Raw genomic sequence first — 20,811 nt, forward strand, 5'->3', positions numbered from 1 at the left:
TCAAGGGATTCAATCATGCTAAATCCGCAACCGATTCCGCAGTACCTTATCCAGTCCGAAGCGGTGCGCGAGCGTTTCGACCGTCTGAAGTCGCGCGAGGTGATCCTCGAAGTTCGTGACCTCGACAAGCGCTTCGAGAGTCCACAGGGCGAATGCACCGCGCTGAACGGCATCAACTTCAAAACGCATCGGCGCGAGTTCGTCTGCGTGATCGGGCCGTCGGGTTGCGGCAAGTCGACCTTGATCCGGATTCTCGCGGGCCTCGAACGGCAGACAAGCGGCAGCGTGTTGCTCGACGGCAAGCCAGTGGAAGGGCCCGGCGCCGATCGCGGCATGGTGTTTCAGGGCTACACGCTATTTCCGTGGCTGACGGTCAAGAAAAACGTCATGTTCGGTTTGAAGATGAACGGCCACAGCCGCACGCATGCCGAGCGCGAGGCGCTGCAATGGCTCGATCTGGTCGGTCTGACGAAGTTCGCCAATGCGTATCCGCACCAATTGTCCGGCGGGATGAAGCAGCGCGTGGCGATTGCTCGCGCGCTCGCGAACCGGCCGCGTATTCTGTTGATGGACGAGCCGTTCGGCGCGCTCGATGCGCAGACTCGCGCGAAGATGCAGACGCATTTGCTCGACATCTGGCGCAATATCGATGTGACCGTGCTGTTCATCACGCACGATCTCGACGAAGCGATTTTTCTCGCCGACCGCATCCTGGTGCTGAAGGCAAATCCCGGCGAGGTGCAGGAATTGATCGAGGTGCCGGTACCCCGTCCGCGCGATTATTCGCAGGTCACGTCACCGGAATTTCTAGCTACGCGAGCCCGGCTCGAAGCGCTGATTCATCCGCCCACCGCCACCGTCGACGAGGACGACGATGTCGTCAAGCCCCATATGATCCGGATGACGGACGTGGCGGATAACGTCGAGTAGGGCCACCGTCTGCAGCCAACATTACCGGATCGTAATCCCCACGTGCTTCGCTTGCCGGTATGATTTGACGGTCAAGCACAGCGGAGCACTCCCCATGCGAATCCTGGTGATCGAGGACGAGCTGAAAACGGCGGCCTATCTGAAGAAAGGCCTGGAAGAATCCGGCTACGCGGTCGATGTCGCGAACGACGGCCCACAAGGGCTGATCCTCGCGCAGGAAGAAGAATACGACGTGATCGTGCTCGACGTCATGCTGCCCGGCATGGACGGTTGGACCATCGTCAAGACCCTGCGCAGTACGCGTACCACGCCGGTGCTGTTCCTCACCGCACGCGACGACGTCGATGACCGCGTGCGCGGCCTCGAACTCGGCGCGGACGATTACCTTGTCAAACCCTTCGCCTTCGTCGAATTGCTGGCGCGGGTGCGAACGCTGGCGCGCCGTGGGCCACCGCGCGAAAGTGAACTGATCAAGGTCGGCGATCTGGAAATGGACGTCAACCGCCGGCGCGTGAAACGCGGCGGCACGCGTATCGATCTCACGCCACGCGAGTTTTCGCTGCTGCAGTTGCTTGCGCGCCGCCAGGGCGAAGTGCTGAGCCGTACGCAGATTGCGTCGTATGTGTGGGACATGAATTTCGACAGCGACACCAATGTCGTCGAAGTCGCCATCCGCCGGCTGCGCACCAAGATCGACGATAACTTTCCCGTCAAGCTCATTCACACGGTGCGCGGGGTCGGCTATGTACTCGAACTGAAGGACGCCGCCTGATGCGCGGCCGCTCGCTCGCCGCGACACTCGCGTTTGCATTCGGCGTCACCACGCTCGCGGTTTTCGTGCTCGTCGGGAGTTTTCTATACCTTGCGCTGGCCAAGCAGATCAAGGCGCAGGACGATCTCGACATTGTGCTCGCCGCGCGCCATGCACGGCGGCTCGCTCAGGAACTCGTTACATCGAAAGGGATTCGCGAGCACGGCGACCGCTTGACCAGCACGGTGCTGGGCAATGAAGCGATGTCGTTGGAGGTGTTCGGTCCGGATGGGCGTATGGCGATCGAGCACAACGCCGGGGAGACGTTCGCGGCGCCGGCTGGCGCGGCAAGCAGCGCCGCCCCTGCGGCGTCAAACGCACCTTATGCTTCGGCTGTACTCAATGCGGCAAGCGAAACGAGCGAAGCTGGCGATGTAAGCGATCTCCAGGATCCCGGCGAGGCGGATCAAGCTGGCGGCGTCGGGACGATCGCCGCGTTGCCGCCGCTCACGCGCATTGCCGCGTCGGCGCGTATTACCGAAGCGGATATCGGCGCCTGGACAGGCCGCAACGGCGCACCGATCCGCGGCATTCTCGCGGACGCGCGTCTGCACGACGGCGAGACGGCGACTGTGCTGATCGCGCGCAACATGAGCGACCGCTGGCGGCTGCTCGACCGCTATCGCGACAAGCTCACCATCGCAGGCGCGGCCGGCGTGATTCTGGCCATGCTGCTGAGCTATCTGCTGATTCGCGCCGCCATGCGGCCGTTGCGCGATATCGCGGCGAGTGCGGGCCTCGTCACGGTCAATCGCCTGAATACGCGGATCACGGTGGCGCGTGTGCCGAGCGAACTCGAAGCACTGGTGAACGCGCTGAATGCCATGCTCGAACGCGTCGATCACGGCTTCCAGCACCTGTCGCGCTTCACCGCCGACCTCGCGCACGATATGCGCACGCCGCTTAGCAACATGCGCGGCGCGGCCGAAGTCGCGCTCGCCCGGCCACGCTCCGTTGACGAATATGAATCGGTGCTCGCATCAAATCTGGAAGAGTTCGATCGCCTGTCACGAATGATCGAAAGCGTGCTGTTTCTTGCACGCGCTGAGCATCCGCAGTTCGTCAAGCACATGCGCGAATTCGATGCGGGCCAGGAACTGACGCGGATTGCCGAATACTTCGAAGGTATCGCTGACGATGCGAACGTCAGGGTGCAGGTTACCGGTGCGGCGAGGCTGACGGCGGATCTTGAACTGTTCCGCCGCGCCGTCAGCAATCTGCTCGCCAACGCGATCCGCTATACGCCGCACGGCGGCGAGATCGCGCTCGATGTTCGCCCGTCGGCCGACGCGGTGCGCGTTACCGTGTCGAACCAGGGGCAGCCGATCGCCGCCGAGCATCTCGAACGCATCTTCGACCGTTTTTATCGCATCGATCCATCGCGCAGTGCCTTGCCTTCGTCCGGCTCGTCGCAAGGGTCCACCGGCTCGACGGGGCTCGGGCTTGCCATCGTCCGCACGATAATGGAGTTGCATGGCGGCACGGTGCATGCGGAGAGCGACGCGCAGAGCACGTGTTTCGTGCTTACGTTCCGGCGGGTTTAGGGGCTGGCTGAGTGGTCGGCTCGATAGCGAGCGTAGTGCTGGATTGAGCCGCGGATGGGGTCACAGGTCCAGCCGCGCTCGCCGCGGCGGCCGCCACATCCGGCGCCGCTGCGCCATCACCCTGGCCATGCCACGTTCCACCCAGCGCCTTCAACAACAACACACTCGACTCCAACTGCCGCGCCGCAATCTGATCCGCGGTGCGCTCATTCGTCAGCGCAATCGTCTGCGCGGTCACCACGTCGAGATAACTGACCGCCCCCGCGTTGAAGCGGTTTGTCGTGAGACGCAACGACAGATCCGCGGCGGTGGTCGCGCGCTGCTGGCTGGCGGCTTCGTCGGAGAGCGAATGCAAGGCGGACAGATTGTCCTCGACCTGCTGAAAGGCCACGAGCACCGATTGCCGGTAGTCCGCGACCGCGCCGTCGTACTGCGCCGTCGCGCCATGCAGACTGGCCGTGCGTTTTCCGCCGTCGAACAGCGTGCCGACCAATTGCGGGCCGAGCGACCAGAACAAACTCGGCGCGCTTAGCCACGGCGCGAAAAAGGTGCTTTCCAACCCCACGCTCGCCGACAGCACCAGATCGGGGAAGAACGCCGCGTGCGCCACGCCGATCTGTGCATTCGCCGACGCCACGCGCCGTTCGGCGGCGGCGATATCGGGGCGTCGTTCGAGCAGTTGCGACGGCACGCCAACGGGAATCGCCGGCGGCGTCGCAGCCGAGCCGTTCGGTGGCAGCGTGAAGGTCGGGGCCGGCTCGCCGATCAGCGTGGCAATCGCATGCTGCATCTGCGCGCGCGTCACGTCGATGTCGGTGTCTTGCGTGCGCGTCGCTTCGAGTTGGGTGGTGGCCTGAGCGACGGCGGAGGCATCGATTGCGCCGTCTTTCAGTTGCTGCTGCAGCAATTTCAAGGCGGCGGCGTAGGCGGTCACGCTGTCGTCGAGCAGCTTTTTTTGCGTGTCGAGCGAACGCAAGGCGAAATAGTCGACGGCGAGATCGGCGCTTACCGACAGACGCACGGCTTCGAGATCCGCCGCACTCGCAACGGCATCGGCTCGCGCGCCGGTCACGGTGTCGCGCACCCGGCCGAACAGGTCCGGCTCCCAGCTTGCGGACACGCCGGCCGAGTAATCCGGTACGGTCTTGCCCGCGAGCGATTTACCTTCGACGTTCTGCGAAGTCCGCGAGCGGTCCTGTGCGACACCGGCAGTGATCGTCGGGAAAAAGCCGGCGCGCTGATAATCCACCATCGAGCGCGCCTGCTGCACCTGCGCCACCGCCTTGCGCACGGTCTGGTTCGAGACGTCGACGCGTGCTTCGAGTTGATTCAGCACCGGATCGTTGAAGATCGTCCACCAAGGGCCGCGCGGTGCTGCGTCGGCAGGCGTGGCCTGCGCCCAGCCAGGCGCCGCGCCTGCATACTGCGCGGGGATCTCGGCGGTGGGGCGCTGGTACGGCGGCAGCGTCGAGCAGGCGCTTAGCAGTGCGCCGATCAGCGTGGCCACAAACGAACGGCGTAGCAACGGACGTGAAAGAGACATTGAAGACATTCGGCTCATCCTTTCGATGACGGGCGCTCAGCTATGCGCAGCCGGCGCGATCTGCACGAGCTGGCCGGTACTCAGCGAATCGCCGGGGTTATCGATCACGCGGTCGGTCGCCGCGAGGCCCGTGGTGATCTCCACATGCGTGCCGAAATCGCGGCCGATGTGTACCGTCTTGAGCGCCGCCCGGCCGTCGCCGTCGACCACGGCGACCGTGACGCCGTCGGGACGGAAGAGCAGGGCGCTGACCGGCAGATCGAGCGCGGGTGTGGTCGACTGCAACTGCAGATGCACCTGCGCGTACGCGCCTGGCATCAGTGCGCCGTCCTTGTTATCGACGTCGACCTCGACACGCAGCGTGCGGCTCGACGGATCGATCGAACCGGTCGTGCGCGCGACGCGTGCGGCGATGTGCCGTCCGGGATACTGCTGGACGGTCAGATACACGCCGGTGTCGGGCGTGACGTAGGGTGCGTCGTTCTGCGGCACGTCGACGAACACGCGCAGCACGCCGGTCTGTTGAATATGAAACAGCTCGCCCGACATACCCGCCGTGCCCGGCGTACCGCCCGCGGTCACGAGTGCGCCAACATCGACGTTGCGCGCGGTGATCGTGCCGTCGAACGGCGCGGTGATCTTCTCGTACGACACCAGCTCCGCCAGATGCGCGACATTGGCCTGCGCCGACGCCAGCATTGCGCGGCGCGCTTCCATGTCGCTGACTTTCGTATCCGCATCCTGCTGCGCGACCGATTGGGTTTTCAGCATCTCCTGCCAGCGTTGCGCGGTGGTCTTCGCGAAGTCGAAATTGGCCTGCGCGGTGGCTTGGTCGGCTCGGGCCTGGCGCAGTTGTGCGTCCAGATCGGGGGCGTCGATCGTGGCGAGCGTCTGGCCGCTTTTCACCTGGGCGCCGATGTCGGTGTTCCAGTGCGCCAGATAGCCGCTCGTGCGTGCATAGATGGATGCTTCGGCGAACGGCGCCACGGCGCCGGGCAGCAGCAGCTCGTGGACGGCCGGCGCCGGGCGTGGCGTGACCACGGACACGCTGAGCATGCTTTGCGCTTGCGTCTGTTGTGTCAGCGCGGCGCTTGCGTGCAGACGCGGCACGATGCCGACGATGAGCAGCGCCGCGGCGAGGCCAGCCAATGCGAACGGCCACACGCGGCGGGCCGGCTTCGGGCTTGTGGTCATGTCGCCGGAGCGGGAGGTTTCGGCCGCGTTGCGATGTGGGTATTCGTTGCCGCTCGCGGGCTGTGCGGACGACGCGGTGTGCGCAGTGTCGGCGACGCGGGACGCTTCGTCGGCGTTGATAGCCTCGACAGCCGGTTCAGACCTGTCGCCGGATTCCGGCGGAAGTGATGGATTGTTCATGAGCAAGTTCTCGTCGGAGTCAAAGTGTGCGGGCGGGAACGCGAGATTCTTCTGCGTCGGTGCGAGCCGCGCGGCGTTTGTCTAGCCACGCATGCACCATCCCGTAGACGACCGGAACAAACAGCAAAGTGGACACCGTGCCAAGCGTAAGGCCGCCGATCACCGCGCGGCCGAGCGGCGCGTTCTGTTCGCCACCGTCGCCGAGGCCAAGGGCCATTGGCAGCATGCCGATCAGCATCGCGAGCGCGGTCATCAGCACCGGACGGAAACGGCTGAAGCCCGCTTCGAGCGCGGCCTGCAGCGGTGGCTTGCCGCCGTGGTGGAATTCACGCGCGGTGTTGATCACGAGAATGCTGTTGGCCGTGGCAATGCCAATGCAGAGAATGGTGCCGGTGAGTGCCGGCACACTCAGGCTCGTGCCGGTGCTGAACAGCATCCACGCAATCCCCGCAAGCGAACCCGGCAGGCCGCTGATGATGATGAACGGATCGAGCCACGACTGGAAATTGACGACCATCAGCAGATAGACGAGGGCGATTGCAAAGACAAGACCGCTTGCGAGGCCGCTGAACGAGTCGTGCATCGCCTGGACCTGGCCACGCACTACGATCGACGCGCCCGGCGGCAATTGCGGCCGGATCTGATCGACGAGGCGTGTCACGTCGGTAGCCACGCCACCGAGATCGCGCCCCTGCGCCGATGCGAAAATATCGAGCACCGGCTGCACGTTGTAGTGCGAGACGACGGCTTGTTGGGTGACGCGTGTCAGCGTGCTCATGGCACCGAGCAAATTCTGCGGCGCGGGGCCGTTGCCGGTTGCGGCAGCGGACGCCGTCGCCACACCCGCACCTGCGGCGCCGCTCTGCGCGACCGGGATATTGGCCAGCGCCTGCAGCGAGTTGATATCGTACTGCGGCATCATCGCCATCAACGGATAGCTGACACCGTTGCGCGGATCGAGCCAGAAATTCGGCGTGGTTTGCGAGCTGCCTGAGAGCGCGATCAGCAGGTTCTGCGACACGTCGCGTTGCAACAATCCCGCTTGAATTGCCCGCGTACGGTCGACGTTGACGTTGATCGCAGGTTCGTCGCCCGGCTGCTGGATGCGCGCGTCGACGAGGCCGCGCACGCCGCGCAGTTGTTCCAGCAAGCGGTTCGCCACGACGCGATTGGCGTCGAGCTTGTTGCCGACGATCTGGATATCAATCGGCGCTGGCAGGCCAAAGTTGAGAATCTGGCTGACGATATCGGCGGGCAGGAAGGCAAACGTGACGCCGGGGAAATCTTTGGAGAGCGTGGTGCGCAGCATCGCCACATAGGCGGCGGTCGGCTTGTGTCCGGCTGCGAGCGTGATCATCACGTCGGCGTCTTCCGGGCCGATTGGATCAGATGAATCGTAAGTCAGGTTGATACCGCTCACCGGCACGCCGATGTTGTCGAGCATGGCTGCAAGTTCCTGCTTCGGGATCACGCTGCGCACGCGCGCTTCGACTTCATCGGTGATGCGCGCGGTGTCTTCGATACGTGTGCCGGTCGGCGCACGCAGATGCAGGCGGATCTCGCCGGTATCGACTGCGGGAAAGAAATCGCGGCCGGAAAATGGCACCAGGGCGAGCGAGCCGATACACAGCAGCAGAAAGATGGCGATAAAGCGGCGCGGTCTTGCAATCGCCGAACCGAGCACGCCGCGATAGCGTTCGCGCAACCTCTCGAAGCGATGTTCGAAGGCGGCCTGGAAGCGAATCAGGCGCGCAATCGGGCCGTTGCCCGTGACGGGCGCGTTACTGCGCGCACGCATCAGGTACATCGCAAGGGTCGGCACCAGCGTGCGCGAGAAGAAATACGACGCGATCATCGCGAACACCACCGCTTCGGCAAGCGGCACGAACAGATAACGTGCAACGCCGGAAAGCAGAAACATCGGCACGAACACGATGCAGATCGACAGTGTCGAGACAAAAGTCGGCACGGCGATTTCACCCGAGCCGTTCAGAATTGCGTCGTGCAGCGGCTCGCCGTTTTCCAGATGATGTGTGATGTTTTCGATCGCCACGGTGGCATCGTCGACGAGAATACCCACCGCGAGCGCGAGTCCACCGAGCGTCATGATGTTGATGGTCTGGCCGAGCGCGGAAAGCGCGATCAGTGATGTCAGCACCGCGAGCGGAATCGACACCGCGATGATCAGCGTGGCGCGCCAGCTGCCGAGAAACAGCAGAATCATCAACGCGGTCAATGCAGCGGCAATCACGGCCTCCCGCGCCACGCCCACCACTGCTGACTTCACGAACACGGATTGATCGGACAACGCGGTGATATGCAATGAGCTCGGCAAACCGGCCGCGATATGCGGCAACATGGCCTTGACCTGCTGGATGATGGTCAACGTGGATGTGCTGCCGGATTTTTCAACAGTGAGGAGCGCGGCGCGTTTGCCGTCGCTGCGAACGATGTTGGTTTGGGGCGCATAGCCGTCGCGCACGTGGGCCACGTCGCGGACATACACCACGCCGCCAGCCACCGTTTTGATCGGCAGATCGTTCAACGCGGCCACCGTGTCGGTGCTGCCGTTCATCTGTACGTTGTATTCTTTCGTGCCGATTTTGGCGGTGCCTCCCGGCAAAATCAGGTTCTGCGCGTTGACGGCGTTGACCACGTCGAGCGGGGAGAGTCCTTTGGCCTGCAGCGCGCGCGGATCGATGTCGACCATGATCTGCCGCACCTTGCCGCCGAACGGCAGTGGAATCGACGCGCCTTGCACCGTTGCCAGTTGCGTGCGGATCTGGCTGTTGCCGAGGTCGTAGAGTTGCTGTTCGGAGAGCGTGTCGCTAGAGAGCCCGAGTTGCAGGATCGGCACCGTCGACGCGTTGTACGTGATGATGTTCGGCGGCAACGTGCCAGGCGGCAGCACGCGCAGGATCGACGCGGAATTGGAAGCCGCCTCGGCAATCGCGCGATTGATGTCCGCGCCTGGGTGGAAAAAGATCTTCACCACCGAGACGCCGTTCAGCGATTGCGACTCGATATGCTCGATATCGTCGACGTCTGAGGTCAGCGCACGTTCGTAATTCGAGGTGATGCGGTTGGCCATGTCCTGGGCGGAAAAGCCGTTATACGTCCAGACGATGCTGACCACCGGGATGTCGATGTTCGGAAAGATATCGGTGGGTGTGCGCAGTATCGCGAGCGGGCCGACGATAAAGATCAACACCGCGAGTACCACGAATGTATATGGGCGGCGCAGCGCGAGCTTGACGATCCACATGACGGTTTCCTGAAAAGAGGCGGAGGGAGGCGCGCGGGTTTTGACGCGCCTGGCGGCGCGGGACGCGGGCTTCTTCGTGAGTCAGGAGTGTGGGGGGATGGCGCTTACCGGCTGCGGTCCGGTAGATTACCGTTCTGTTATCTGGGGTTTGGGGTTACGTGCGGCGCGGTGCGTAGATAACAAAACGGTAATCTGCTGGTCAGTGCTCCGACAGCTGAAATGACAAGAATGGGAAGCGTGGTTCAGGCCACTCATTTCTTGCACTTCTTCGGAGAGACATCATGAAACTGTTTACCGCTATTGCTGTTGCTATGCTTAGTTTGCCCTTTGGGGCGACTGCTTTTGCTCAATCCAATCCTTCAGGGTTGACTCGCGCTGATGTTATGGCGCAGTTGCAGCAGGCTCAGGCTGAAGGGCTCGTGCCGGCGCCTAAGGATGACTATCCGCCTAGTGAGGCTACTATTGCTCGGAATCGGGAGATTTATGCTATTCAGCATGGGGGGGATGGCGCTGGCGCTGTGAAGACTGCTGGGGTGCAGCTGAATCAGGCTGTGCCGGCGGCGAATTGATGCTGTGTCTCGTCGCCTGTGGGGTTGGCCTTTCCTTGATTTGTTATTGGTCTATTAGCGTTGCCCCTGTGCGGGGCGGCACCTACTTTTCTTTGCATGCCGCAAAGAAAAGTAGGCAAAAGAAAGCGGCTCACACCGCTAATTTTTAAGCGGGTCCCCCGCACAGTCGCGGTAGTGGTACATCTGGAATCTGTGTTCTCGCACATTCGGCGTGTGTGACAAAGCCGTCATTCTTCCGGCGGCGCCGCGCGCGCCGAAGGGGACTTCTTGATAGCGTTCGCTAATTTTTTTCTCGCGTTCTATTTCAAACCCGCCGCCCAATCCACCGATGCATCAAACAAGCTACATGTGTGGAAGCGACTGCGTTGAGTCAGACGACCCACCACGCAAGCAGCGCCGTGAGCAGCACCACGGCCCATGAAGGCACGCGCCACCAGCCGAGCAATGCGAGCGCCACAACGACCAGCGCGAAATCGCGGCCGCTGTGAATCGCGCTCGTCCACACCGGGTCGTAGAGTGCGGCGAGCAGAATGCCGACCACGGCTGCATTGATGCCGGCCATCGCCCGGCGCATCGACGCGAACGCCCGCAATTCGCCCCACAGTGGCAACGCCGCGCCGACCAGTAGAAACGACGGCAGAAAAATTGCCACGGTGGCGATCAGCGCACCGGGGATTCCCGCCGGATGACCGTTGCTGGCGGCGCCGAGAAACGCCGCGAACGTGAACAGCGGTCCCGGTATCGCCTGGGCTGCGCCGTAACCGGCCATGAAGGAATTGGCCGAGAGCCAGCCGCGCGGCACCACGACTGCTTCCAGCAAAGGCAGCACCACATGGCCGCCGCCGAACACCAGCGAGCCGACCCGATAGAACGCCGCGAACAGGTCGAGCGGATAGGTATGCAGCAAGGCGGCCGCGGCAGGCAGGCCGGCTAGCAATAGCGCGAAGATCGCCAGGCAGGCGAAAGCGCCGGTCCTGGTCCCGGGCATGCCGAGTGGGGCGCGTGGCACATCGGTCGACGATTTCAGAAGCAGGGCCCCGCTCATGGCCGCCACGACAATTGCGATGATCTGCCCGTAAGCCGCACCGAGCACGATCACCGCAATGGCCGACGCCGCTGCAATTGTGACGCGGGCACGGTCGGGGCAGAGCGTGCGTCCCATCGACCAGACCGCCTGCGCGACGACGGCGACCGCCGCAAGCTTCAGGCCGCGCAGCAGATGAAGCGCACTTGCGTCCGCAAGATGGGTGAAACCGTAGGCAAACGCCACCATCAGCAGCATTGATGGCAACGTGAAGCCGAGCCACGCCGCCAGCGCGCCGGCGATGCCGCCACGAAAACGGCCGATTGCGATGCCGACCTGGCTGCTGCCGGGCCCCGGTAGAAACTGGCACAGCGCGACCACGTCGCTGAACGTGTGCTCGTCGAGCCAGCGGCGGCGTTTGACGAACTCGTCGCGGAAGTAGCCGAGATGCGCGGCAGGGCCACCGAACGAGGTCAGGCCGAGCCGCAGAAAAATACAGAAGAGCGTCCACGGCGAACTGTGCGCAGGGTGGTCGAGAGACGTGTTGGAATCCGCGTTGTGCTTGGGCATGGTTTAGCTGTTGTGCAGGAATCGAGGCGGAAAGGCAAACGTCATTCGGCGGCCGTTATGCCGGTGGATCAAGGCAGCGCTCGATCATAACTGAGCCTGGACGTAGCTGTCTGCAACGGGCCCGGACAGTCCGTGTAGCCGCATTCATCGCCACCGACAAGCGCATTGCCGTCTAAGACTGGCGAGCGGAGATCGGATTCCAACTTACCTTTCTGCTCTCTCGCGAATCGCATTGAGCCAAGCCAGTTCCCCTTCCGGAAACATGTGCGACTCTTTCGAACATGTTCATCGGGAAAGTCGTACGGCAAACGAACGCGGGCAGCCCACCATATCACTACGCAATCTGAAGCTTTTCTGCAGCGCGAAGAGAATCGCCGCTCTGTCGTCTGGCGCCCCGCGCTACGTCATGGCATTGCGCAAGCGCAATCGTCCATCATTGGAGAAAGTCATGAACATTATCCGTAGGGTTTCGCGTCAACTCGGCGCTGCGCTCGTACTTGCTGGAGCGTTGCACGCCGCGGCACACGCCGTAGCGAGTCCGCGCATTGAGGACCGTTCAATCACCGCGAATGGTATCGAACTGCACTACCTGGAAGCCGGGCATGGCGCCGGCACACCCGTCGTGCTGCTGCACGGCTACGCTGAAAGCAGTCACATGTGGTTGCCGCTGATTCAGCAACTCGACGACCGGCGCGTCGTCATTGCGCCTGATCTACCCGGCGCAGGCGCTTCCGGCATGCCGGAAACGGGCTACGACAAGAAGGCCATGGCGCAGGATATTCACGCGATGGTTCAAGCGCTCGGTTATCGCAAAGTGAAGCTCGTCGGCCACGATATCGGGCTAATGGTGGCTTACGCCTACGCCGCTCAGTATCCGGGCGAGGTGGAAAGCATCACGTTGATGGATGCATTCCTCCCCGGTGTGGGCGACTGGCAGAAAGTATGGTTATTGCGCGACAAATGGCACTACAACTTCTACGGCGAGACGCCGCTGAAGCTGGTTAAGGGACGCGAGCGGATCTACTTCGACCACTTCTGGAACGACTTCGCCGCCGACCCGAAACACTCGATGCCTGAGGCCGATCGTGAACTGTACGCCGCGACCTACGCCCAGCCGGGGCGAATGCGCGCGGGCTTCGAGTACTTTCGGGCGTTCCCGCAGGACGCGCAAGACTTTGCGGAGTTCGCAAAAACGCCGCTGACGATGCCGATGCTGGTGCTGACTGGGGAAAAGGCCTCGGGCACCTTCCTGATCAATCAGGCTCGTCTGATCGATACGAACGTGCAGGGAATCATCGTTCAAGGTTCGGGACACTGGCTGATGGAGGAAGCACCCGAGCAGACCATCCCGGCCATCGTTCAGTTCGTCAATACGCCGGCGATGAAATGGCCGCTCGCGCCGCGCTAAATCATCGGATGGCGCAATCTCCACTATTTCAGGCCGTTTTGCGAGGAGCAAAGCGCCGCTTTCGAAGGGCTGGCGTGATCCGCCGGAAGCGCTCCTTCTTGTGCTCTTCTTCAAAATGGCTGAGCGACGGTTTGATCAGATCGCTACGCGATACGATCCCAACCAGACGCATCGTTTCCCGGTCGGCAACGACAGGCAAACGTTCGAGGCCATGCACTGCCAGCCTCGTAGCGACGAGCCGGCAGGTTTCGTCGGGCAATGCAAACGCGGGGGACCGCTGCTTCAACACGTCAGCCAGACTCAGGTGGGCTTTGGATCCTGAGTCATCGTGACAGAGCTGCTGAAGCATCATCCGGTCGACCATGCCGAGTACCGCACCCTCTCGCGACACCGGATACGCGCGACGCGTCTGAGTGCCACCGAAGTAAGTCGTAAGCGCATCAGCCACCGTCACGCCGGCATCGATCGATTCGACTGAGGTTGTCATGACCTCGTCGACATAGTGACGCTCCAGCGGGTCAACACCATACTCTCGATAGATGTGATAGCCGCGACGCGCGATTTTTTCAGTCATGATCGAGCGGCGCATCACCACAGTCGAGAATCCGTGTGCAACCAGTGTGGCGGTCAGAAGCGGCAACAGGGCATTGCTGTCGTGCGTGAGGCCGAACGCGAATACGATTGCCGTCAATGGCGCACCCAGCGTCGCGCCAAGCGTGGCCGCCATGCAGACCAGCGGCCACAGCGCCGGTTGATTGCCGGGCAGCAAGTGGGCAAGTACCGTCCCGAGCCCGGCGCCTAGCATCAGCAACGGTGCGAGCACGCCACCGGAGGTTCCCGATCCAAGCGCAACCACCCACATGACGGCCTTGACGGCCAGCAATGCGAGCGCGATCTGCACGGCGATATTCTGATGAAGCAGATCGCCGATGACGTCGTAGCCGACGCCGAGTGCGCGTGGCTCGATCAATCCACCGATACCGACGATGACGCCGCCGAGCGCAGGCCACCACATCCAGTGAATGGGCAACTTGCCGAACAGATCTTCCGTCTTGTACAAGGCGGCAGAAAGACCTGAAGCCAGTGCGCCGGAAAGCAGTCCGGCAATGACGCATGAGACCAGCGACCAACCGTCAGGCGCGCCCGTCTCGAGCGGGAACAATGGTCCGGTGCCAAAGAATGCGGCGCGAGCGAAACCGGCTACCGCGCAGGCGAGGGCGACAGGCAGGAAGCTGCGCGGCCGCCATTCGAACAGCAGCAACTCGACTGCCAGCAACACCGCGGCCACAGGTGTACCGAACACGGCGGTCATACCCGCTGCGGCGCCGGCGACCAGCAGTGTTTTGCGCTCCGCCGATGTCACCTTCACGCATTGAGCAATCAGCGAGCCGAGCGCGCCGCCAGTCATGATGATCGGCCCTTCGGCGCCGAACGGGCCACCGCTGCCGATCACAATGCCGGACGACAGCGGTTTGAGTATGGCGACTTTCGGCGACATCTTGCTCTTGCCGAACAGGATTGCTTCGATCGCTTCCGGAATGCCGTGTCCACGTATTTTTTCGGAGCCGTACCGCGCCATCAGGCCCACGATCAAACCGCCCGCCACGGGCACCAGGATCACCCAGGCGCCGAGCGTGTTGTGCGCCGGCGAGCGGTCCGCAAACGACAGACTTCCGAAGAAAAACAGATTGGTGAAAAAATGGATCAGGTTCAGCAATACGAATGCGGCAAACGTGCTGACAGCGCCGATGCAGGCGGCAAGTACAAAAATGCCAGGCAGCCGCGCATTAGCTGAGAAATCGCGCTTGTGGGAATCCGTGCTCATCATTATTCAAAGTCGATCTGTGGAATCTGGAAAGCACCTTCGAGCGATTTGAGCTCGGCACGGTGCAGTTCCGCCAGTTTTGCCAGTACCTTTTCACCCGCCTTTTCCAGGTGGACTTCAACCTGCCGACGGTCGGTTTCGCTAACCTGACGACGGACCAGGTTGAGTGCCTCACACCGGGACACCAGCGCGACGACACCGTGATGCTGTGCCTGAAGGCGCTCCGCCAGTTCGCCAACCGTTGCCCAATCGCGTTCCGGATAGCCCTTGATGTGCAGCAGCAGCAAATATTGCAGCGGCGTGATGCCCTCGCTCTGGGCGGCTTGCTCCGAGAAACGCTCAAAGCGCCGCATCTGGTAGCGAAATTCAGACAGTTGTTCGAAGTCGGCCTTGTGCAGCCCGCGAATCCGTTCTTTCATTGGATATCCGCCAACGTAAAAAACGGCGATTATATCACGTGATGATATAAACAATCGCAAATCGGCCGTAGAAGCGATGTGCCGCCGTCATGCCGCCTGCTTGCCCTTCGTGAAGGTCTGACGATACAGGCCGGAAATCAGATTCACCTGCGTGATCATGCCGACGACCTGACCCGTGGCATCGAGTACCGGAATATGGTGGTGGCCGTAGTTCGCAAACATTGGCACGAGTTCGGTAATCGGCGATGCCGCGTCGACCGTGCAGACTTCAGTGCTCATCACGGTGCCGACACTTGGCGCTGAAAGCGGATCGCGACGCAGCCAACCCTCGAAGTAACCGGCGATGGCGGAAGACTTTCCAAAAGTTCTCTTGTCGATCAGATCCGCGCGGGTCACGATGCCGAGGAGTTTGCCCGCCGGGTCGATGACGGGCAGGGCCTTGACGTGATTGCGTTTGAGCAGCCCCCAAGCCGCTGCGGTCCGTGTGTCCGGCGCCACCGTCACGATTTGACGTGACATGATGTCCGCGCACGTTAATTCGTTGAAGGTCCGCGAAAAAGCCTGAAGCTGTGTCTCGCGCAGCAGTGACTCGAGGTCGTCCGGATCGATGTCCAGCATTTCGCTGCGTCTTTTCAGAACCGCTTCGAGATCCGCTCGGGTGAAACCCGAACGCGACGCTTCGTTGGCAGGTGCGCCTGCATTGCCCCGGTTCTGCCGGCCGGCGTGCGGATAGCGGTGACCGGTGGCGGCGTGATAGAGGATCGCCGCACAGAGCAGGGCGACCGACTGCACGGCAATCGGCTCAAGCACAAAAGCGTAGCCCATGGCATGCACCGCGGGACCGCCCAGTACGGCCGTCAATGCAACAGCACCCGATGGCGGATGAACACACCGGAGGGCGAACATGCCGCAGATCGACAGGGCGACAGCAAGGGCCGCCGCCATGGTCGGGTCCACAATCGTGCTCGCACAGGTCACGCCAATCGTCGCGGAAACGAGGTTGCCACCGACGATTGACCATGGCTGCGCAAGCGGACTGGCCGGCACGGCAAACAGTAATACAGCCGAGGCACCCATTGGCGCGACGAGAAGTGGAATGTTCGCCGCATGTCCGAGCAGGAGATGCATCGAACCACCCGTAAACGCGATGCCGAGCAGCGCACCGAGGCAGGATCGCCCGCGCTCCTGCCATTTGACGGTAATTGGGGCGGGGATAAAACTGGAAAACCAGTTGATTGCGATGGATCGAAACAAGATCTGACCGGAAAAAGAAGGGAGCACGAAATCAATCGCGAGGCCATGACCTTACGGGGGAACCCTCGCGAAGCGAAATAAACAATTTTCATGATTATATTTCATTGTGATATATCCCGTTGCTTCCGGTCGGCGGCAGGGAGGATGAGGTTATTCCGCGTCCGCCCTTGCGGACGCATTCGGGTACCGCGTGCAACTCCCCACGAGCCCAGCAGCTGTTAAAATAACTCACGTTGTGATATAAATGATTGCAGAACCGCTGGAGAAGCGAAACCAGTTTGGCCAGACTCTGGCAGGCCGGCTTTCAGGCTCGCGTGGATCGACCGCCGCGAAGGAAAGCTGCGTCTCGCGCTTGCGGAAGAGGGGGAAGTGGCGGTCCAGCGGTTGTGCTGCAGTCGGTGATTCGGCCGTTTGAGGAATGCTCACCTGACCGGCGCGAATCTATCGCGATTCACTCTATAAGGGAGCGCCCATCATGATGATCACTTTTCAATCAACTGCGGCGCCCGACGTTTTGATGCTTCGGGATCTTGCCCAATATCTGCTGGGTCTGATCGGTAAGCGGCTCGACGCTCGTGGCGTCATCATGCACGACGAGTTGCCAGGCGCGATCAGCCGCCTCGAAGCAGCGATCGAGGACGAGGCCAAGGCTGAACTTGTTCTTGAAACGTTGCAGTGCTCCCCTGGTAACCGGCGCGACTCAGGCAACGGACTTTCACAGCGCGCGTGGCCATTTCTGGACATGATGCGGGCAGCGCGCAAAACGGGCGCGGACATTCTCTGGGGGCTCTAGTCGTCACGTGCACGAAGTGCACGGCCTTAGCCACGTGCTTCGGCGGCGTTGCAATCAATGCCCGTTGTGCGTCCGGCTCCGCCAATGCCGACGCACGGCAGGGTGGAGAATCCTCTCCCGCAATGTCGCGCGGCGCCCCTGCAGAATGACGACGAGAACCACCATTGCGAGGATTGCGGCAGCAACAACCAGCTGTACTAATAAATCCATCATGATTCGCCTCCAATATTATCTCGTGTTGGCGGTTGAGACCCTGTCACCGCGCGACGTTCGAATTTTAGTTTCCATGAGCCCATGCGCGCGAGGATACGGGCAAACGGAGCCAGCATGTTTTCCTCCATAGTCCCGCGGAACCCGCTTCTGTCGTGCGCCGCGCCTTCAGGTAAATAGCGGTACAGCTTCGATCAGCGCGAAACCCAGAAGCGCGCCAAGTGTCGCGCCAAGTAGCCGCGGATGCCACCGTTCAAGGTGTAACGCTTCCAGCAAGCTGCCGATCAGAATGACGCCAAGCAACGCAAAGGCGCCTACCAGGTAGCTGATTTCAAAGTCGTTGCCTATGACCATTTTTTCACTCTCCCGGGCAAAGTGCGTTTTACGCCGCATCCGACCAAACGGCACCGCTGCGAGCCGTTTCTCAAGCCTCATTATATATCACGACATGATGTATGTGATCGAATTTGCACGAGCGTTCGTGCGTCGTCGCGGCGGTCCGCAGTGCAGGTCAAGGGATGGGCATGTCGTTTACACACTACATCACAAAATGATGCAATATTGGGTTTCAGGTCGCTGTGCAGTTGGTGGCGCATCAGCGTTTCTCCATTCGACAGTCGGGATCCAACGTGCACGTGAATGCTTCCAAAGGCGATTTCGCCACCGATACGCGGCTATTGCGAATCACGGCCATCGCGGCCGTTGTCGGCATCCTGAGTACGCTGGCGGCAGACTTTCTGCTGCACCTCATCCGCTTCTTCACGAATGTGTTTTTCTTTCAGACGATATCGATCGGGAACCATTCGCCCGCGGCCAACACGCTCGGCTTGTGGGTCGTCGTGGTGCCGGTGATCGGCGGCCTGATCGTCGGGTTGATCGCTCGCTTCGGCTCGGAGCAGATTCGCGGCCACGGCATTCCAGAAGCAATCGAGGCCATTCTGTTCGGCAAGAGCAAGATGTCGCCTACCGTGGCGGTGCTTAAACCGCTGGCATCCGCTATTGCAATCGGCAGCGGTGGACCGTTCGGCGCCGAAGGTCCGATCATCATGACTGGCGGCGCAATCGGCTCGCTAATTGCCCAGTTTTTTCATCTGTCGAGCGGTGAGCGCAAAACACTACTGGTCGCCGGTGCCGTCGCCGGGATGACAGCGGTGTTCGGCACGCCTGTGGCAGCTGTGTTGCTGGCAGTGGAATTGCTGTTGTTCGAATTGCGGCCGCGCAGCCTGCTGCCGGTCGCTGTCTCGTGTGCCGTGGCGGGATTCGCCCGCCCGTTGCTGATGGGCAGCGGGCCGCTGTTTCCGCTGCAAACGCTGCCACTCGGGCCACTCGGCCTTGCTTCGTGCGCGATCGCCGGGCTTATCACAGGTGCGCTTTCATGGGCACTGTCGAGTTGGCTCTACAAGGTAGAGGACGCCTTTGCGCGGTTGCCGTTCCACTGGATGTGGTGGCCCGCGCTCGGCGGCGTGGTGGTCGGCATCGGTGGCTACTTTCAGCCGCGTGCGCTGGGCGTCGGCTACGACGTGATCGGCGATCTCCTGCTGAATCGTCTCACGCTCAGCGTCGTACTGGCGATCGTGCTGGTGAAAGCGGTGATCTGGGTCATCGCGCTGGGTTCAGGCACGTCCGGGGGTGTTCTCGCTCCATTGCTGATGATGGGCGCGGGCGTAGGCGCGGTGCTCGGCCCGAGCATGCCCGGCGGCGACCCGGCCGTATGGCCTCTTGTCTTCATGGCGGCGGCCCTTGGAGGCATGATGCGCGCGCCGATCATGGCCGTGGTGTTCGCGTTCGAACTGACGCATGACGCGAATGCATTGCTGCCACTTCTCACGGCCGCGGCCGTTTCATATGGATTTACGGTGCTATTCATGCGCCGTTCAATTCTGACTGAGAAAATCGCGAGGCGTGGTTATCACATCTACCGCGAATACGGGATCGATCCGCTCGAACGGCATCATGTCGACGAGGTAATGACCAGGGACGTGAAGACGATCGACGCGGACATCAGCGTCGCCGACGCCCTCGAGCGGCATTTTGGCCCGCAACAGGCGCATCGCGCCTATCCGGTCGTGCGGGACGGTGTGCTGGTCGGCATGACTGATCGGCGGATGCTGGGTACCGCGACGGACAGTGGCGGCGGGGCCGCGCGCGTCGCCGATCTATTCGGTAGCGAGCGTCCCGAAATCGCACTGCCTGATGAGACATGCCGGCATGTCGCGGCTCGCCTCGCTGTCCGTTCGCTCGATCGTGTGCCGGTCGTCGCGGATGAAACGACCTATCAGCTGCTCGGCATCGTGTCGCGGCATGATCTGGTCAAGCCGTCGCTCTCAATCTTCAACGAGGAACGCGAGCGCGAGCAATTCCGGAGCGTATCGCTGACACGCGGCAAGCGGTCTGCACCGGTTAAAGACCGCACGCCACCTCACTGAATCCCTGCTTCATCACGACGGCTCTCCCTTAAAAACCTGCGTGCCATCTGCAATTGGGCGAGGAAAAGACCGCGGACCTCAGCACGAGCGTCCCTTGGCAAAGCGTATCGCGGCCGAGATTCCGCACTCGCTGTCCAGACCTTGCTAGCGTGTCATTTCTGGCTGTCATCGCATCCAGTTATATCATGCGGTGATATATAATGAAGCATGGGGAAGATTCATACGCGGATGGCCGGCCACCCGCCCCGGCGAGACGCAGTGAGCGCTGCCGGATTGACTTCCGCGCCGTCGCGGTAAACGAGGGAGGAGGTGGCATGTCGAGTTTCCGCCGTGTGCTTCTTTGTTATGACGCAACCCGTGAAGGACAGCAGGCGCTGAGGGAGGCGGCCGCGCTGGTCGAAGATCTCAGGGTGGAAACGCACGTACTCTCCATTCTGAGTAATTCGGCATGGGTGCAGGGCGCGGACATCACCTCCGCCGTGCCCTTTGACATCGTCGACAAGGCAGCCAGAGACTTGCTACAGGAGGGACTGAAGAAGCTCGCAGCGCGTGGCATCCATGCAACCGGGCACTTCGCCGTCGGGGAGCCATTGGATCAGATTCCGTTTTTCGCAAAAGATCTGAACGTCGACCTCATCGTGGTGGGTCACCGCCATGCCACCCGATTGGCACGCTGGTGGGCCGGCAAAAACGACGGGCTGCTGCTGGACAGAGTCAGTTGCAGCGTGCTCGTCGCGATGTGCCCGGCTGATGATCATCAACCGCACTCGTAGAATTACTCTGGATTGGCGGTAGCCCTCCCGAATCAACATGAAGACGTGAATGCATCTTACGGATGCTGATCGG

Annotated in this window: 16 protein-coding genes; 8 read left to right on the forward strand and 8 right to left on the reverse strand. The window is 61.9% G+C overall.

Going from position 1 to position 20,811, the window contains the following annotated elements:
- Positions 1-15: 15 nt before the first annotated feature.
- From KHO31_RS27285 to KHO31_RS27295, 3 genes are all read left to right on the forward strand, one after another.
- On the forward strand, positions 16-930 hold the full coding sequence (locus KHO31_RS27285) for an ABC transporter ATP-binding protein (RefSeq protein ID WP_201072951.1): 915 nt from the start codon (positions 16-18) through the stop codon (positions 928-930).
- A gap of 94 nt (positions 931-1,024) precedes the next feature.
- Entirely contained in the window at positions 1,025-1,702 is a 678-nt protein-coding gene (locus KHO31_RS27290) for a heavy metal response regulator transcription factor (RefSeq protein WP_121325038.1), read from the forward strand.
- Complete coding sequence (locus KHO31_RS27295; RefSeq protein WP_211624532.1) at positions 1,702-3,285, forward strand: heavy metal sensor histidine kinase; 1,584 nt, start codon at positions 1,702-1,704, stop codon at positions 3,283-3,285. The genes KHO31_RS27290 and KHO31_RS27295 overlap by 1 nt, the downstream gene beginning before the upstream one ends.
- Here KHO31_RS27295 and KHO31_RS27300 read toward each other — a convergent pair.
- From KHO31_RS27300 to KHO31_RS27310, 3 genes are read right to left on the reverse strand one after another with little or no spacing between them, the layout of a single operon-like run.
- Positions 3,266-4,828 (reverse strand): efflux transporter outer membrane subunit, encoded by a 1,563-nt coding sequence (locus tag KHO31_RS27300; protein ID WP_201073022.1) that lies wholly within the window; start codon positions 4,826-4,828, stop codon positions 3,266-3,268. The two genes, KHO31_RS27295 and KHO31_RS27300, sit on opposite strands and share 20 nt — an antisense overlap.
- 36 nt (positions 4,829-4,864) lie before the next feature.
- Positions 4,865-6,202, reverse strand: a complete 1,338-nt coding sequence (locus KHO31_RS27305) for an efflux RND transporter periplasmic adaptor subunit (protein WP_201072955.1) — start codon at positions 6,200-6,202, stop codon at positions 4,865-4,867.
- Positions 6,203-6,221: 19 nt separating this feature from the next.
- Positions 6,222-9,467 carry an efflux RND transporter permease subunit gene (locus KHO31_RS27310; RefSeq protein WP_211624533.1) on the reverse strand — a complete coding sequence of 1,082 codons (3,246 nt, stop codon included), beginning with the start codon at positions 9,465-9,467 and terminating at the stop codon, positions 6,222-6,224.
- A gap of 281 nt (positions 9,468-9,748) precedes the next feature.
- On the opposite strand from KHO31_RS27310, the gene KHO31_RS27315 reads away from it, so the two are divergent.
- Positions 9,749-10,036, forward strand: a complete 288-nt coding sequence (locus KHO31_RS27315; protein WP_201072959.1) for a DUF4148 domain-containing protein — start codon at positions 9,749-9,751, stop codon at positions 10,034-10,036.
- A 370-nt stretch (positions 10,037-10,406) separates the two neighbouring features.
- Here the strand turns inward: KHO31_RS27315 and chrA are convergent, their stop codons facing one another.
- Positions 10,407-11,630 (reverse strand): chromate efflux transporter, encoded by a 1,224-nt coding sequence (gene chrA / locus KHO31_RS27320; protein WP_211624535.1) that lies wholly within the window; start codon positions 11,628-11,630, stop codon positions 10,407-10,409.
- 448 nt (positions 11,631-12,078) lie between these two features.
- Here chrA and KHO31_RS27325 point away from each other — a divergent pair, with 448 nt between their 5' ends.
- Complete coding sequence (locus KHO31_RS27325; protein WP_201072963.1) at positions 12,079-13,038, forward strand: alpha/beta fold hydrolase; 960 nt, start codon at positions 12,079-12,081, stop codon at positions 13,036-13,038.
- Between the two features lie 28 nt (positions 13,039-13,066).
- Here KHO31_RS27325 and KHO31_RS27330 read toward each other — a convergent pair whose 3' ends face one another.
- The 3 genes from KHO31_RS27330 to KHO31_RS27340 all read right to left on the reverse strand — a co-directional run bounded on the left by KHO31_RS27330 (position 13,067) and on the right by KHO31_RS27340 (position 16,536).
- Positions 13,067-14,863: a chloride channel protein gene (locus KHO31_RS27330; protein WP_201085064.1), complete on the reverse strand. Its 1,797-nt coding sequence runs from the start codon at positions 14,861-14,863 to the stop codon at positions 13,067-13,069.
- A gap of 2 nt (positions 14,864-14,865) precedes the next feature.
- A complete protein-coding gene (locus KHO31_RS27335; RefSeq protein ID WP_201085065.1) occupies positions 14,866-15,282 on the reverse strand; it encodes a MarR family winged helix-turn-helix transcriptional regulator in 417 nt (138 codons plus the stop codon).
- A gap of 87 nt (positions 15,283-15,369) precedes the next feature.
- The gene (locus tag KHO31_RS27340; protein WP_211624537.1) at positions 15,370-16,536 is read right to left on the reverse strand and encodes an HPP family protein; all 1,167 of its coding nucleotides are present in this window, start codon (positions 16,534-16,536) and stop codon (positions 15,370-15,372) included.
- A gap of 475 nt (positions 16,537-17,011) precedes the next feature.
- On the opposite strand from KHO31_RS27340, the gene KHO31_RS27345 reads away from it, so the two are divergent.
- Entirely contained in the window at positions 17,012-17,329 is a 318-nt protein-coding gene (locus KHO31_RS27345) for a DUF1840 domain-containing protein (protein ID WP_201140441.1), read from the forward strand.
- A gap of 378 nt (positions 17,330-17,707) precedes the next feature.
- On the opposite strand, the gene KHO31_RS27350 is transcribed toward KHO31_RS27345, so the two are convergent.
- Positions 17,708-17,893 (reverse strand): hypothetical protein, encoded by a 186-nt coding sequence (locus KHO31_RS27350; RefSeq protein WP_201085076.1) that lies wholly within the window; start codon positions 17,891-17,893, stop codon positions 17,708-17,710.
- 281 nt (positions 17,894-18,174) lie between these two features.
- Between KHO31_RS27350 and KHO31_RS27355 the strand changes: the two genes are divergently transcribed.
- Positions 18,175-19,965, forward strand: coding sequence for a chloride channel protein (locus tag KHO31_RS27355; protein WP_211624539.1), 1,791 nt, complete (start codon positions 18,175-18,177; stop codon positions 19,963-19,965).
- 314 nt (positions 19,966-20,279) lie between these two features.
- Positions 20,280-20,738: a universal stress protein gene (locus tag KHO31_RS27360; RefSeq protein ID WP_201072971.1), complete on the forward strand. Its 459-nt coding sequence runs from the start codon at positions 20,280-20,282 to the stop codon at positions 20,736-20,738.
- Positions 20,739-20,811 lie beyond the last annotated feature (73 nt).

Origin of the sequence: Paraburkholderia domus, assembly GCF_905220705.1 — a bacterium.
Classification (GTDB): domain Bacteria; phylum Pseudomonadota; class Gammaproteobacteria; order Burkholderiales; family Burkholderiaceae; genus Paraburkholderia; species Paraburkholderia domus.

Coding starts and splice junctions, on each gene's coding strand:
- KHO31_RS27290 (WP_121325038.1), top strand. CDS start 1,025: ATGCGAATCCTGGTGATCGAGGACGAGCTGAAAACGGCGGCCTATCTG.
- KHO31_RS27350 (WP_201085076.1), bottom strand. CDS start 17,893: ATGGTCATAGGCAACGACTTTGAAATCAGCTACCTGGTAGGCGCCTTT.
- KHO31_RS27360 (WP_201072971.1), top strand. CDS start 20,280: ATGTCGAGTTTCCGCCGTGTGCTTCTTTGTTATGACGCAACCCGTGAA.
- KHO31_RS27330 (WP_201085064.1), bottom strand. CDS start 14,863: ATGAGCACGGATTCCCACAAGCGCGATTTCTCAGCTAATGCGCGGCTG.
- KHO31_RS27315 (WP_201072959.1), top strand. CDS start 9,749: ATGAAACTGTTTACCGCTATTGCTGTTGCTATGCTTAGTTTGCCCTTT.
- KHO31_RS27295 (WP_211624532.1), top strand. CDS start 1,702: ATGCGCGGCCGCTCGCTCGCCGCGACACTCGCGTTTGCATTCGGCGTC.
- KHO31_RS27305 (WP_201072955.1), bottom strand. CDS start 6,202: ATGAACAATCCATCACTTCCGCCGGAATCCGGCGACAGGTCTGAACCG.
- KHO31_RS27285 (WP_201072951.1), top strand. CDS start 16: ATGCTAAATCCGCAACCGATTCCGCAGTACCTTATCCAGTCCGAAGCG.
- KHO31_RS27310 (WP_211624533.1), bottom strand. CDS start 9,467: ATGTGGATCGTCAAGCTCGCGCTGCGCCGCCCATATACATTCGTGGTA.
- KHO31_RS27335 (WP_201085065.1), bottom strand. CDS start 15,282: ATGAAAGAACGGATTCGCGGGCTGCACAAGGCCGACTTCGAACAACTG.
- KHO31_RS27345 (WP_201140441.1), top strand. CDS start 17,012: ATGATGATCACTTTTCAATCAACTGCGGCGCCCGACGTTTTGATGCTT.
- chrA (WP_211624535.1), bottom strand. CDS start 11,630: ATGCCCAAGCACAACGCGGATTCCAACACGTCTCTCGACCACCCTGCG.
- KHO31_RS27325 (WP_201072963.1), top strand. CDS start 12,079: ATGAACATTATCCGTAGGGTTTCGCGTCAACTCGGCGCTGCGCTCGTA.
- KHO31_RS27300 (WP_201073022.1), bottom strand. CDS start 4,828: ATGTCTCTTTCACGTCCGTTGCTACGCCGTTCGTTTGTGGCCACGCTG.